This window comes from Streptomyces sp. NPDC051217 (assembly GCF_044455465.1).
GTDB lineage: Bacteria > Actinomycetota > Actinomycetes > Streptomycetales > Streptomycetaceae > Streptomyces.
Genome location: NZ_JBITEV010000013.1, coordinates 276,519 through 290,324, shown reverse-complemented (window position 1 = coordinate 290,324; position 13,806 = coordinate 276,519). Strand labels below are relative to the sequence as shown.

Genomic DNA, 13,806 nt, shown 5'->3' with positions numbered 1-13,806 from the left:
ACGGCCGCCTGCGGACCATCGCCACCATAGGACGAAGCTGGGGCTTCCCCGACGCGACCCACTTCAGCAAAGTATTCAAACAGGCATACGGAATCACACCACGGGACTGGCGCGAACAGAACCACCCCCGCGCCTCCGCCTGATGGACTCCGCGCGGCCCCGTCAACCGGTCTCACGTACGCCGCTCATCACCACGGCCGGCTGCCGACCCTCGGTTGGGCCGGCGGCCATGATGGCAATCGGCTCCTGAACAGCGCCACGCCCCCTCCTTCCCTTCGAGGGAAGGAGGCCGACCTCACGCAGGAGGACCTTGCGGAGCGTTCCGGTGTCTCCGTGGACGTGGTCCGTCAGCTCGAACAGGGGCGGAAGCACTCGGCCCGACTCCCCACGCTGCACGCTCTCGCGAACGGGCTTGGTGTGGAGCTGACCACGCTCCTGGGGGACCCTCCCGCAGTCGCCAAGACCGGTGAGGCCAACGGCCCACGTCTTGTCGCGGTGCGCCGGGCGATCATGCCCCCACTCTGGGGCCCACCACCGCCACCGGTCGGCCCGGACTTCTCCCTGGAACGCCTGCGCGAGCAAATCGCCGACGGATGGTCGCAGTACCACGCGGCTGAGTTCGACGTCGTGATGAAAGCACTTCCCGACCTGATCTCGGAGGCACGTTCCGCGTCGGTCTCCGGCACCGACGACGACCGCTGGGCACCACCGACCTCGCCCTGACGAGCCTGGAGCGGGCGATAGAAGCGGCGGGACAGTCCTCCGACCCGCTGCTTCTGCCGATGATCGTCAACTCCACGGCGTGGGCGTACCAGCGCCAAGGACGCCTGGACGACGCCCTGTACGTCGCCAACCGTGCCGCCGACGACATGAAGGCGGCGGGCCAGACCGACACCGCTGACGGACTGAAGGTGTGGGGCGCCCTCATCATGACCGCCGCAACATCAGCGGCACGGAGCCGCGACTACGACCGCGCGGCATCGATGATGGAGACGGCGGAGAAGGAAGCCGCACGCGTCTCCAAGCTCCCCGCGGGTGACGACAACCGCATGATCAGCGTCTTCGGCCCGTCGTCGGTCCGTATCGAGCGCGTCCGCCTGGCCGTCCAGTACGGGCACCCCGAAGACGCCCTTGCCCTGGCCAAGGGCATGCGTCTGAGCAAGGACACACCACCGTCATGGCGGACGTGGCTGCTGCTCGACGTAGCGCGGGCGCACACGGACATCGGGGAGGCCGCCGGCGCGGTGAAGACCCTGGAGTCCCTGAAGCGCGTTGCCCCTGAGTGGATACGCCACCACACCCTCGCGGTCGCCATCGTGCGCGACCTCTATCTTCTGCGAACGCGGTGACGAGCTGGCCATGGAGTGGCGCGAAGCCCGCGAGCCGGCGGAGGCAGACACATGAGCGCCCCCGAGCTTGGACCGGAGGAGAGGACCGCTCTCCGGGAGGTCGTGGAGCGGTCGGACCGTGATCTGGAGACCCGTGTCGTACGCCCGGTGTGGTCTGCGGTACGGGCGCCAACTTCGCCGCGACGAACGCGGATGCCAGGCACTGGGGCTCGTCTGACGGCTGCCCAGGAGCTCGAAGACCAGGAAGTGACTGTCTGGAACGCCTATCTCGTTCACTCCCGGAAGTGCGGCGCCTGCGCAACGGCCCACGCGTACTGCGGCGTCGCCTCCGTGCTTCTCTCGAACGTTCGCGAACTCCGCGACGTGATCGGATGGGGTCCACGATGAGCGCCCTTGGACCTACCGCCTGATTCCTGCTCGTCTGATCGCGGTTGGTGCCCTCATCGGCCTTCCCGCACCGGGTCACGCGGCTGCGCGCAGGCCGCGTAGTTGCCGTACTTCGCTGCCGTACGGCTCCACGCCAGAGGCCCCGGACTTGTCGTCCGGGGCCTCTCGCCTGCTGTGCACTCGGCAGGATTCGAACCTGCAACCTTCTGATCCGTAGTCAGATGCTCTATCCGTTAAGCTACGAGTGCTTGCCGTGCTGGGCTTTTTGGGCCCGTCCGCGTTGCGAGAACAACATTACATGACCTGCGGCGTCACGTGAAATCCATTAGCCGCACCCCGCCTGAGCTGCGGAAACGTCCCGAAACAGACGCCCCGAACGGCCGAAGCCCCGGCCTGGTGGACGGGGCTTCGGTGATCGATGCGCGGAGGCGGAGGGATTTGAACCCTCGATGGGCTTTAAGACCCAAACCGCATTAGCAGTGCGGCGCCATAGACCGGACTAGGCGACGCCTCCAGCACACCCGCGCGGGCGCGGATGGTGCGTGTCAGATGATGACACAGCCGAGCGCGGTGTCACCAATCGCCGCCCACGGTACTAGGCGGGAACCCCGCAGGGCAAAGCACTTCTTCGCGCCCCCGGTCCGGGCGCAACGACTGGGCCCCACGCGCGTTAGTGATGCCGGGCGCGCGCCGTCGGGCCCTTCGGAATCGTCTGCCGTCAGGAGTTCCCGTGTCGCGTCGTTTCTCCCGCACCGCCACCGTCACCGCTGCCTTCGCCGCCTCGCTCGCCGCCGTGGGCGCCTTCGCGCCCACCGCGGCCGCCGTCGGCCCGTTCGACCTCGCGCCGCTGCCGCTCCACTCGCTGTTCCAGGAGCGGAAGCAGGAGCAGGACCGGCTCACCGTGACCGTCGTCGACACCAACATCACCCGTGCCGACGGTACGTACGAGCTGCGCTGCGGGCCCGCCGGCGGTACGCACCCCGAGGCCGCCTCCGCGTGCGCGCGGCTGGACGAGCTCGCCGCCGAGAACAAGGACCCGTTCACTCCGGTGCCCAAGGGTCAGATGTGCACCATGCAGATGGGCGGGCCCGCCACCGCGCGGGTCACCGGGACGTGGCAGGGCCGCAGCGTCGACGCGACGTTCAGCCGTAAGAACGGCTGCGAGATCTCCCGCTGGCAGAACCTCGTCCCTGTCCTTCCCGCCGCCCGGGGCTGAGCGGAACGCGCGCACGCGGGCGCGGGTGGGGCGTGCGGGGGAGCGCGGGGACGGCGTATGTACCGGGTCCGCACACAACCTTGGTGAGAGCTCCCCCTCATCCGCCGCCCCGCCCCGCCCCCAGCCCTTAGACTCCCTCCAGTGACAGGCTGAGACTCCGAGGGGCAAGATGGGACCGGCCGTCCGCAAGGTGCAGTGGGTCAGGGAGGAAGCGTCGTCGTGAGCAGCAGGCCATCCCGAGGCGCTGCTCGCCTCGCGGCGATACTTGACGCGCTTCCCGACGGACTGGTGCTCGTCAACAGCAACGGCACCGTCGTCAACGCGAACACCATCGCCCTCGAAACCTTCGAAACCCCTGGTACGGCCCTGGTCGGGCGAGGTCTGCTCGATCTCCTGCCGCAGTTCGACCCGCGCCTGATCCCCGGTTCGATGCGCCGCCCCGAGGCTTCCGACGAGCGGGGCCGTACGAAGCCGACCCGGATGATCGCCCGCCGTACGGATGGCAGCGAGTTCCCCGTCGAGGTCACCAGCGCCAATCTGGAGGACGGCCAGCAGGCCTACAACGACCTCCACAACTACACCGGCGACGAGTTGCTGATGCTCGTCGTCCGCGATCTCTCCGGGACCGTCGACACCGAGGCGGAGCTGGCGCGTTCGCAGCGCCAGACCGAGATGATCCTGCGGGCCGCCGCCGAGGGCGTGGTCGGTACGGACACCGACGGCCGCGTCGTCCTCGTCAACCCCGCCGCCGCGCAGATCCTCGGCTTCCGGGCCAGCGATCTGGGCGGTCAGGAGCTGCACCCGCTGATCCTGCACTCGCGCGGGGACGGGGAGCCGTTCCCGTACGAGGACTCGCCCCTCGCCGACACCCTCAAGTCGGGGCGCAAGCACCGGGTGCGCGGGCAGGTGCTGTGGGCGAAGAACGGCAAGCAGGTGCCCGTCGACCTGACCACCGCGCCCGTACGGGACGGGGAGCAGCTCGTCGGCGCGGTGATGACGTTCACCGACCGGCGTCCCTACGAGGAACTGGTCGAGGCCCACGCGAACGAGGCCACCGAGGCGGCCGAGCGGCACGCGGCGGAGCTCGCGGAGACCATCGAGCGCCATACGGCCGAACTCGACGAGGCGATCGAGCGGCACACCGCCGAACTCGCCGACCGCAGCGACCGGTACGCGGCCGAGATCGAGGAGCTGGCGGAGCGGTACGACAACACGGCTCGCCGGCACCACCAGCTGACGGCCGTCCTGGGCGGCGCCCTCCGCGGTCCGCTGGAGGAGCTGCGCGGTGAGCTGGCGACGCTCGCCGCCGACCCGGCCGGGCAACTGTGGCCCGAGGCCAACCAGATGCTGCACCATCTGTCGGCCGGCTACGCGCGGATGACGACGCTGGTGGACAACGTTCTCGGCTACCAGCGGCTCGACGAGGGCCTGGAGCGGCTGACCAAGGTCAACGTGCTGCTCGACGGAGTCGTAGCGGCCGGTGTCGAGGGCGCGATCGAGCTGATCGGTCCGGGCCGGGCGCAGTTCGCCGTGCACGCGCCGCCGATCGAGGCGGAGGTCGATCCGGTACGGCTCGCGACGGCGCTCGCGCATCTCACGGCGGACGTGGCCGGGGTCGACTCCACCGGGCGTACGCGGGTGGTGCCGGGCGGCGGTTACGTCGACTCCACGATCGTGGTGGCGGCGGCGCAGCGCGGGGATGTCGTACGGATCGAGGTACGCGGACCGTTCGCGGGCGGCGATCCGGTGCACGAGCCGATCGTGCGCGGGATCGTGCAGGCGCACGGCGGGGTGTTGCAGACGCACGATATGCCGGGCATGGGCGGCAGCGCGTACGTGCTCGAAGTGCCGCTGGGGGAGGGGTCGGGGACGTACCACCCGCCCGCGCCCGAGGAGAGCCAGGCGCCGGCACAGCCGATTCAGCAGGAGGCGGCGCCCGGGTCGACGGGTGGCTCCGGCCGGCCCGGCGGCGGTGGGCGGCGGCGTGCGCGGCGGGCTTCGACGGACGCGTTCCTCGGGGCTTCGGGCGAGGAGCCCGCAGGCGAGCCCACGGGGCGGCGCAGGGCTCGTACGGAAGCGGCCCCGAGCACGGACTCGCAGCCGGGGCCGGCGTCGGTACCGGCGCAGGACTCCGGGGAGAGCGGCGGCGGGGGTACGGGCCGCAGGCGCGGCCGACCCAGCCCGGCGGAGAACGCGGCCGGGGCCGCACCTGGCGCCGAACTCGCGCTGTCGGCCCGTCCGGCTCCTCCCACGCCTTCCACGCCTCCCGCTTCACCGGCTCCGCCCGCTCCCCCCGCCCTGTCGGCCGCCGCTTCCGAAGGATCGGTCGTGACGGCCGCCGAGGGGGCGCATCCGAACGGGCGCGCGGCCTTCGGTCAGGCCGTTCCGCCGCAGGGCGTACCGCACGGCGCACAGCAACGGGCCGCGGCGGCCGGTACGGCGCGCCGTGCCCGGCACGGTGGCCAGAACGCCCTCCCGGCCCTCCCCTCGGGTCCGTCGACGGCACCGGAACAGGCACCCCGACAGGCGTCGCGGCAGACTCCACGCCCGGCACCGCAGCAGACCCCGCAACAGACCCCGCAGCAGACCCCGAGACCGGTTCCGGCACAGCAGCAGGCGCCGCACCCCGTGCCCGCTCAGCAGCAACCGGCTGTCCGGCGTCCCCGGCGCGCGCTGGCGCCCACGCAGCAGCGGCCCGAGCCCGCGCCGGCGCCCGGCGGCGACGCCGCGCCCGCCCGCGCGCAGTTCGCGCTCCCCCCGGCCGACGCCGACCGCGCGCCGGCGCCCTCCCAGGGCGCGCCCGACGCCTCGATGCCGGGGCGCCACGACGCGGTAGGGGCGGACCCCCGCGCGGACCACACACCGCTGAGGCCGCACCCCGTCGCGTCCCAGGCGGGCCCGCGGCGCGGGGGGCTCACGGATGCCCCCGCACGCCCCAACGACCCGCGCAGGACGGACCCGCGTACGAAGGACCAACGTACGAAGGACCCGCGCCGGGCGCTCGCGCCGGAGCCCGGCGACAACGGCGCGCCGGCCGCGGACCCCAACAGCTGGGCGCCCGCGATGCCCACCGCGTCGGGCGTCGGCGTGATGCCCGGCGCGCCCGGCTCGGCAGCACCCGGCCAAGGCACTCCCGGTCAGCCCTCGTGGCCGGTCCCCGGAGCCGTACCGCCGCCCGAGCAGCACACGCACTCGGACGACGACACCGACGGCACCGCAGGCACCGACGCCACAGGGAGCGCCGGTAACCCCGGCCCCGACGACACCGCCGGGGCGAACGGCGACGGGACCGGCGCCACCCCCCGGGACCCCCGCGCCGCACAGCCGTTGCCCCCCGCCCAGCCGCTGCCCGAGGAGGAGCCGATGCCGGCGGACTCCACGCAGAGTCGGGCGTTCAGCGTCCGTACGCTCGGCCAGGGCGTGCCCTTCTCGCAGCAGATCACCAAGCAGCAGAACCAGAGCCTCGGCTCCGGCCGCCGCCGCAGGCTCTCCTCCCCGCACGACCCCGAAGACACCGGCACCGGCGCCACCGCCTCCGGCCCCTCCCACGGCGGCCAGGGCGGATCCCTCGGCCACGGCCCTCACTCCGAGGGCCGCGCCTACGCCATAGGAGCTCCGGACGAGGGCGCCGAAGGCCCCCAGCCGCTCGACGGCCCCGGCGGCGCGGTCGAGGTCGCGAACCGCCCCCAGCCCCGGCCCGTCGACGACGAACTGCCCCCCGAGCCGCTGGACAACCCGCGCCGACTGCTGGTCTGGCCCGCCCCCGACGTCTCCACCCAGCAGGCCCTGAGCGACCGCGGCTACCGCCCGGTGATCGTCCACTCCCGCGAGGAGGTCGACGCGCAGATCGCGGCCTTCCCCGCGGCGCTGTTCGTGGACCCGCTGACCGGCCCGATCACCCGGACCGCGCTCCAGTCGCTGCGCCAGGCCGCGGTCGCCGCCGAGGTCCCGGTGCTGGTGACGGCCGGGCTCGGGCAGGCGACGCGCGAGGCGGCGTACGGGGCCGACCCCGCCGTACTGCTCAAGGCGCTGGCGCCGCGCGACAGCGAACAGCACCCGCCGCGCGTGCTGTTGATCGAGGAGAGCGAGGAGATCGCGCTCGCGCTGACGGCGACGCTGGAGCGCCGTGGCATGCAGGTGGCGCGCGCGGGGACGGACAGCGAAGCGGTGACGCTCGCGGGTCAGATGCGGCCGAATCTGGTGGTCATGGACCTGATGCAGGTACGGCGCCGGCGCGCGGGCATCATCGACTGGCTGCGCGCCAACGGCCAGTTGAACCGTACGCCGCTGGTCGTGTACACCTCCACGGGCATCGACCGCGCCGAACTGCCGCAGCTGTCCGCCGGGGAGACCGTGCTGTTCCTCGCCGAGCGGTCCACGAGCGAGGACGTGCAGGCGCGGATCGTGGACCTGCTCGCGAAGATCGGTACCAACTGACCCTCGAAAAGGGCCAGTTGGTACCGGCGTAGCACGAGTCCCCGAGGGGCCCTACACCTCGGTGACGTCCAGCTCCCCGTCCGCGTACTGCTTGCGGATCACCTTCTTGTCGAACTTCCCCACGCTCGTCTTCGGCACCGACTCCACCACCGACCACCGCTCCGGCAGCTGCCACTTGGCGATCTTCCCGGCGAGGAAGGCCTTCAGCGACTCGTAGTCGGCGCTCGCGCCTTCCTTCAACACCACTGTCGCGAGCGGCCGTTCGCCCCACTTCTCGTCCGGCACGGCGACGACCGCGGCCTCGGCGATGTCCGGATGCGCCATCAGCGCGTTCTCCAGCGCCACGCTGGAGATCCACTCGCCGCCGGACTTGATGACGTCCTTCGCGCGGTCGGTGAGGGTGAGATAGCCGTCGGGGCTTATGACGCCGACGTCGCCCGTCTTGAGCCAGCCGTCCTCGCTGAACTTGTCCTCGGGCCTGAGCGGTTCGGCGCCGGCGCCGCCGTAGTAGGAGGTCGCGATCCAGGGTCCGCGTACCTCCAGCTCACCGGCCGACTCGTTGTCCCACGGCAGCGTGTCGCCGCCGGGACCGGTCAGCCGCGCCTCGACGCCGACGGGGAAACGGCCCTGAGTGATGCGGTACGGCCACTCCTCCTCGGCGGTGAGACCGGCGGGCGGGTTGGACGTCGTGCCGAGCGGCGAGGTCTCCGTCATGCCCCAGGCATGGCAGAGCCGTACGCCGAGCTTGTCGTACGCCTCCATCAGCGCGGGCGGACAGGCCGCGCCGCCGATGGTGACGCGGGCCATGGAGGTCAAATCGCGCGGCTTGGCGAGGACTTCGGCGAGCAGTCCCTGCCAGATCGTCGGCACGGCGGCCGCGTGCGTGGGCTTCTCGCTCTCGATCATGTCGGCGAGCGGAGCGGGCTGGAGGAAGCGGTCAGGCATGAGCATGCCGACGCCGGTCATGAAGGTGGCGTGCGGCAGGCCCCAGGCGTTGACATGGAACTGCGGTACGACGATGAGGGTCGTGTCCTTGTCGGTCAGCCCCATCGACTCGGCCAGGTTGATCTGCATCGAGTGCAGATAGATCGAACGGTGCGAGTAGACGACGCCCTTCGGCTCACCGGTGGTGCCGGAGGTGTAGCACATGGCGGCGGCGGTGCGTTCGTCCAGCTCGGGCCAGTCGTACGTGGTGGGCCGGCCGGCGATCAGGTCCTCGTACTCGTGCACCTGGACAGCGCTGCCCGCGGCGGCTTCCGTCAGCGGGCCCCGGTCGCCGGGGCCGGACACGACGACGTGCTCGACGGTCGTCAGATGGGGCAGGAGCGGCGCGAGGAGCGGCAGCAGGGAACCGTTCACCAGGACGACGCGGTCGGCGGCGTGCCGGACGATCCAGACCAACTGCTCGGGGGGCAGGCGCAGGTTGAGCGTGTGGAGGACGGCCCCCATGGAGGGGATCGCGAAGTATGCCTCGACATGTTCGGAGTTGTTCCACATCAGCGTGGCGACCCGATCGTCGCCCGTGACACCCAGCTCGTCGCGCAGGGCGCCGGCGAGCTGTGCCGCGCGTGCGCCGATCTCGGCGAAACTGCGGCGCTGCGGCTCACTCTCCCCGGTCCAGGTGGTGACCTGCGACTTCGCGTGGATGGTCATCCCGTGGCGCAGGATGCGGGTCACAGTCAGCGGTACGTCCTGCATGGTGCTCAGCACGGCGTCCTCCCGGTGGGCGCTGGCGCCAGGCGACAGCGGCGCGGTGTGCAGAAAGGCTTGCGGAGATTCTGCGCACATACCATTCGGTATGTCACTACCCGGGAGTACAAAACAGTCGGTGCGGAGTGGGACACCCGGCATCCGACCCGGCATCCGCCGTGGTTGTGGGTCAGCGGACGGGCCTCAACTCCGGGTCCTCGCGCAGCTTCCCGAGCGCACGCGACACCGCGCTCTTCACCGTGCCGACGGAGACCCCGAGCACCTCGGCGGTCTGGACCTCGCTCAGGTCCTCGTAATAGCGGAGCACCACCATCGCGCGCTGCCTGTCGGGCAGCTTCATCACCGCGCGCCACATCGCGTCGTGGAGCACCTGCTCGTCGGCCGGGTCGGGCGCGGGAAGACCGGTCGGCTCGGGCAGCTCCTCGCAGGCGAACTCGTCGACCTTGCGCTTGCGCCACTGCGAGGTACGGGTGTTGACGAGGGCCCGGCGGACGTAGCCGTCGAGGGCGCGGTGGTCCTCGATCCGGTCCCAGGCGACGTAGGTCTTGGTGAGAGCGGTCTGCAGCAGGTCCTCGGCGTCGCTCGGATTCGCGGTGAGCGAGCGCGCGGTACGCAGCAGCACGGGCCCCCGCGCCCGTACGTACGACGAGAAGGACTTGTAGGGCGTGTGCGGGTGGGACTGCTGGTGCGGTTGGGCGTGAGCGGGTGGATGTGAGTTCGGGTGGTACGGCGAATACGAGGCGGCCTTGGAGGCGCTCGTGCAGACAGGCGTGGTCATGGCTCCACGCTAGGAGCGGGCCCTTCGCAGGGGATCGGCCCCAGGTCCCGAAGGTACGTCCGCCTCAGGGAGTAGAAGTGGTGCCGGCCACACCTCCTGAAGATGGAGGAGGGGATCACTCTCGTCAGGGTCGGCCCCGGGGGCGGGTGGCCCCTGTGGATCTTCGGCGCGGTGCCGTGGAGTGGCCCTGAGACCTTGGGGGGACCGACTCCGCAGGTGGGAGCGGTGCGGGCCGCGCACGCGAGGGCGGGGGTGTCGGAGCCGTACACCTTGGTGATGAGGGGGAGACGCGCCGCGGCGTGTCGTACGGGGGGCGGGACGTACTACCAGAGGTGTCGAGGGGGTGGCACCGGTTGGAGGGGGGCAAGCAGCCGCGCGGCCGGAGGGCTGGCTGGAGGGCTGGCTGGAGGGAGAAGCCCGGCGGGGGGCTGAGGGGAAAAGCGAGGGCGGTCTGCACGGCGGCACCGAAGTGCCGTCGTGCAGACCGCCGCTCACCCCTCAGCCACGCCCCCCGTCGGGCCGCGCATTAGAAGAGATCGAAGAAGTTCACCGCGATGTTCTCGTTGGACTGGTCGATCACGGTGAAGCCGGAGCCGTTCACGTTGGCGGTGTTGTTCTGGTTCGACGCGCCCGCGCCGGTCGCCGTCTGCTGTGTGGTCGTCGAGTTGCCGGAGTTGTCGTCGCCCACACCACTGCCGATGATCGTGGCCACGCTGGCGTTCGATCCGTCGTCCGCGAAGTCGTCGGCGGACGCCGAGCCGGTGAACAGGGCCGCGGCGAGCGGAAGGGCGGCGACGGCGGCGAAGACGCGGGCGGTACGGAAGCTTGCCATGTCAGTTCCTCCAGGAACGAGATCTTCTGAACGAGAAGTACGGCTCTTGCCAGGGCAGTTGGCCGACCGCCCTGACGTTGTTCTCGACGTCGCGGATCAAGAATTGCCCACCGAATCCCCGGCGAACCAGCCCTGAGCGGGTTATTCCCTCGCAAGCGTGAGGACATGTCGATAAACCCCCTTCACGACATCAACAGGCCAGTTCGGTCGGTATGCACCCGTACGGAGCTCATCACGACCCGGTTCCCGCAAGAGGTGAAGCGTTTCGGCACACTTTCGGCCAATCTTTCCCACTCCCTTTCTTCGAACAACAGTGCGAACATGGATCCATGGCCATCACTGCCCCGCACTCGACCACCCTGGCCCTCGCATACGCGCTCTCAGCAGCCGAAAGCGGGTTCCCCGTCATCCCGCTGTCCCCCAACAAGCTCCCCGCCCTGCGCTCACCACATCGGGACCGGCCCGGTTCCGGCGCCGGCCCCTGCCGCGGTGAGTGCGGCCTCCCCGGCCACGGCGTGCACGACGCCACGACCGACCCGGCCGCCGTACGGGCACTGTTCGCCGCCGCGCCCTGGGCGACGGGTTACGGCATCGCCTGCGGACGGGCGCCGCATCACCTGGTCGGCATCGACCTGGACGTCACGCCGACGGCGGCGAGGGTGGGGGCGGGGCGCGGTGCGGATGCCGGGCGCGATGCGGGCGCGGGTATGAGTGCCGGTCCGGGCGCGGGGGTCGGTCCGGGCGCGGGCGTCGGTACGGACGCGGGCGTCGGTCCGGGCGCGGGCGTCGACGCCACGCCGGACTCCGTGGCCGCGCTCCAGCAGCTCGCCTTCCAGCACCTGTTCACGCTGCCCGAGACCGTCGTCGTGCTCACCCCGAGCGGCGGCCGGCACATCTGGCTGTCGGGCCCGGCCGGAGTCACGGTCCCCAACTCGGCGGGCCGCCTGGCGCCCGGCATCGACGTACGGGGCGCGGGCGGCTACCTCGTCGGGCCCGGCTCCGTCTCCGCCCGTGGCGCGTACCGGCTGGCCCCCGGCTCGGCCGGACTCACCCCCGCGCCCTGCCCGCGCGCCCTGCTGCGCCTGCTCACGCCCCCCGAGCGCGCCCGCCACGCGGGACCGGGCGGGCGCCGGGGCCGCCCGGCGCAGGGCCACGGCCTGGTGCAGTTCGTACTCGCCGCGCACGCGGGCCAGCGCAACACCCGGCTGTTCTGGGCGGCGTGCCGGGCGTACGAGCACGGCTTCGGCGAGGCTCTCGCGGAGTCGCTGGTCGACGCCGCCGTACGCACGGGCCTCGCCGAACACGAGGCGCGCGCGACGATCGCCTCGGCGTCACGCCTGACGGCCGGGCCCGCGTAGCGCCGTACGTACGAAGACAGAAGAGGGGCGCTCAACGGCATCGAACCACTGAACGCCCCTCCTCCTCGCTGATGGCTACCGCGCCGGTGGCTACCGCACGTCGATGCTCAACGTGGCCTTGTTGTTGGACTTGTCGTTGTCGTAGACCGGCTCGATGTCGTAGTTCGACGTGGCCTTGACCTCGCCGGACGTATCGGCCCGCCGCCCCTTGTCGATCTTCAGGACGATGGCGAACGCCTCGATCTCACCGACCTCCAGGGTGTAGTCGTCCTCCTGGCAGACGTACTTCGGATGCCCCGGCTCCGAGGGGCCGGTCGGCCCGTCGACCCCGAACGGCCTGCACTCCTCGGGGACTTCGACGGCCTTCGTGCCCTTGGGGATGTTCACGAGGAGCGCGGGGTGGTCGTCGCTCTCGTTGTTCTGGATCCAGCCCGGTCCGTCGTTGCGGATCGAGGGTGTGACGACGACCTTGCTGCCGGGCTTCCCCGCGGCCTCGTCCCCCGCCGCGACGAGATCGGCCGAGCTGTCCGTGTTCAGCGCGAGCCGGCGGTGGGCCTCGTCGTAACCCTCACCCGGTGCCTCGCCGGTACGGTCCGTGCCGTACTCGACGACCTCCATCAGCGCCTTCTTCAGCACCTTGTACGTCACCGGCACCGTGTAGCCCTCGCCGGGCGCGATGCCGACGTCCAGCTCGCACAGCGCCTGCTTGATCTTGTCCCCGACCATCGAGTACGTGCAGCCGTCGACGGGCTCGGTGAAGGCCAGCCCGCGCGTGAGCCGCAGCCGGAAGGTGACGCCGTCGGTGGCGGCGGTGCCGTTGTTGGTGAGGGTGACGGAGTCGGTGCGGACCTCGCCGGGCCTGAGCTGATTCCCCGACAGCTCAGACACGGTCAGATCCGGCGCGACGGGCTCGTCCGCGTACGCGCCGGGCGCGAGGGCGAGCGGCAGGGCGGCGGCAACCGCGGCTGCTGCCACGGCTGTTGATGTCAGGCGCGAGAGGCGCTTGTGGTGGTGCACGGTGGGTCTCCTCGAACATGCGGAGCCGGGACTGCGAGTCCCGCTGGTCATCTGCCAGACACCGAAATTCCATGCCTGGTTGTGCTCGCGGATGTAGAGGAACGATGACCGGGATCGGCGCCCGCCCTCCCCCGCGACGTACGGGATACGAGGACGGGCGCCGACGTTTACGGCCGGACGGTTCAGCCGGTCAGCCGGTCAGCCGGTCAGCAGATCTTGTAGTCGACGCGGGTCGAGTTGTACGAGCAGGTGTCCACCAAGGCCCCGGTCGACTTCTTGAGCGTGGCCTTGTCCCGGTCGTTGTTCCAGACGTACGCGGCACGCCCCTGATAGCGGCTCGTCGCGGTGTTCGTTCCCGAACCCGTGCGTATGGTCACCGTCTTGCCCCGGGCGAGCGAGTAACTGCCGAAGGTGTACTTGTGGCTCGCGCTGTCGACCACCGTCCAGCCCGTCAGGCTGACGGCCCTGGTGGTGGTGTTGCGGATCTGCACGTACTCACCGTTGAGACTGGCGTTGGAGCGGCTGTCCGTGCCGGGACTGTCGTAGTGGACCTTGTACAGGTGGACCGACCCGACGGCCTGAGCCTGCGCGGGCAGCAGAACCGTTCCGGTGACCACCACCGCCGCCGTGGCGGCGACAGTGGAGAGCGTGCGGGAATAGCGCATGTGCGTCCTCTGATCGAGGCCGGGCACCCCCCAAAGGGCCCGGCAGGCGCCCAGATT

Annotated in this window: 9 protein-coding genes, 2 tRNA genes and 1 pseudogene; 5 read left to right on the top strand and 7 right to left on the bottom strand. The window is 71.2% G+C overall.

Annotated features, from left to right (window positions below):
• Together ACIBBB_RS27315 and ACIBBB_RS27310 are read left to right on the top strand one after the other, a co-directional pair.
• Window positions 1–143 (top strand): AraC family transcriptional regulator (locus tag ACIBBB_RS27315; RefSeq protein WP_398986466.1); only part of this gene is annotated, 143 nt, incomplete at its 5' end.
• Between the two features lie 103 nt (window positions 144–246).
• A pseudogene (locus ACIBBB_RS27310) lies at window positions 247–1,349 on the top strand (helix-turn-helix domain-containing protein).
• 562 nt (window positions 1,350–1,911) lie between these two features.
• Here ACIBBB_RS27310 and ACIBBB_RS27305 read toward each other — a convergent pair.
• A tRNA-Arg gene (locus ACIBBB_RS27305) sits at window positions 1,912–1,984 on the bottom strand.
• Window positions 1,985–2,159: 175 nt separating this feature from the next.
• Window positions 2,160–2,250 (bottom strand) — tRNA-Ser (locus ACIBBB_RS27300).
• A gap of 216 nt (window positions 2,251–2,466) precedes the next feature.
• Between ACIBBB_RS27300 and ACIBBB_RS27295 the strand changes: the two genes are divergently transcribed.
• Together ACIBBB_RS27295 and ACIBBB_RS27290 are read left to right on the top strand one after the other, a co-directional pair.
• Window positions 2,467–2,952, top strand: coding sequence for an SSI family serine proteinase inhibitor (locus ACIBBB_RS27295; RefSeq protein ID WP_398986443.1), 486 nt, complete (start codon window positions 2,467–2,469; stop codon window positions 2,950–2,952).
• A gap of 219 nt (window positions 2,953–3,171) precedes the next feature.
• Window positions 3,172–7,389 carry a PAS domain-containing protein gene (locus ACIBBB_RS27290; protein ID WP_398986441.1) on the top strand — a complete coding sequence of 1,406 codons (4,218 nt, stop codon included), beginning with the start codon at window positions 3,172–3,174 and terminating at the stop codon, window positions 7,387–7,389.
• 51 nt (window positions 7,390–7,440) lie between these two features.
• On the opposite strand, the gene ACIBBB_RS27285 is transcribed toward ACIBBB_RS27290, so the two are convergent.
• The 3 genes from ACIBBB_RS27285 to ACIBBB_RS27275 all read right to left on the bottom strand — a co-directional run bounded on the left by ACIBBB_RS27285 (window position 7,441) and on the right by ACIBBB_RS27275 (window position 10,709).
• Window positions 7,441–9,099: a long-chain fatty acid--CoA ligase gene (locus ACIBBB_RS27285; protein ID WP_398986439.1), complete on the bottom strand. Its 1,659-nt coding sequence runs from the start codon at window positions 9,097–9,099 to the stop codon at window positions 7,441–7,443.
• Between the two features lie 169 nt (window positions 9,100–9,268).
• A complete protein-coding gene (locus ACIBBB_RS27280; protein WP_398986437.1) occupies window positions 9,269–9,877 on the bottom strand; it encodes a SigE family RNA polymerase sigma factor in 609 nt (202 codons plus the stop codon).
• Between the two features lie 526 nt (window positions 9,878–10,403).
• Window positions 10,404–10,709 carry a hypothetical protein gene (locus ACIBBB_RS27275; RefSeq protein WP_398986435.1) on the bottom strand — a complete coding sequence of 102 codons (306 nt, stop codon included), beginning with the start codon at window positions 10,707–10,709 and terminating at the stop codon, window positions 10,404–10,406.
• Window positions 10,710–11,038: 329 nt separating this feature from the next.
• Here ACIBBB_RS27275 and ACIBBB_RS27270 point away from each other — a divergent pair, with 329 nt between their 5' ends.
• Complete coding sequence (locus ACIBBB_RS27270; protein WP_398986433.1) at window positions 11,039–12,067, top strand: bifunctional DNA primase/polymerase; 1,029 nt, start codon at window positions 11,039–11,041, stop codon at window positions 12,065–12,067.
• Window positions 12,068–12,157: 90 nt separating this feature from the next.
• Here ACIBBB_RS27270 and ACIBBB_RS27265 read toward each other — a convergent pair whose 3' ends face one another.
• Complete coding sequence (locus tag ACIBBB_RS27265) at window positions 12,158–13,084, bottom strand: hypothetical protein (RefSeq protein WP_398986431.1); 927 nt, start codon at window positions 13,082–13,084, stop codon at window positions 12,158–12,160.
• Between the two features lie 206 nt (window positions 13,085–13,290).
• A complete protein-coding gene (locus ACIBBB_RS27260; protein WP_398986429.1) occupies window positions 13,291–13,749 on the bottom strand; it encodes a lamin tail domain-containing protein in 459 nt (152 codons plus the stop codon).
• Between the last annotated feature and the right edge of the window lie 57 nt (window positions 13,750–13,806).

Excerpts from the sequence above, each read along its gene's own strand:
- ACIBBB_RS27280 (WP_398986437.1), bottom strand. The coding sequence starts at position 9,877 with ATGACCACGCCTGTCTGCACGAGCGCCTCCAAGGCCGCCTCGTATTCG.
- ACIBBB_RS27275 (WP_398986435.1), bottom strand. The coding sequence starts at position 10,709 with ATGGCAAGCTTCCGTACCGCCCGCGTCTTCGCCGCCGTCGCCGCCCTT.
- ACIBBB_RS27270 (WP_398986433.1), top strand. The coding sequence starts at position 11,039 with ATGGCCATCACTGCCCCGCACTCGACCACCCTGGCCCTCGCATACGCG.
- ACIBBB_RS27260 (WP_398986429.1), bottom strand. The coding sequence starts at position 13,749 with ATGCGCTATTCCCGCACGCTCTCCACTGTCGCCGCCACGGCGGCGGTG.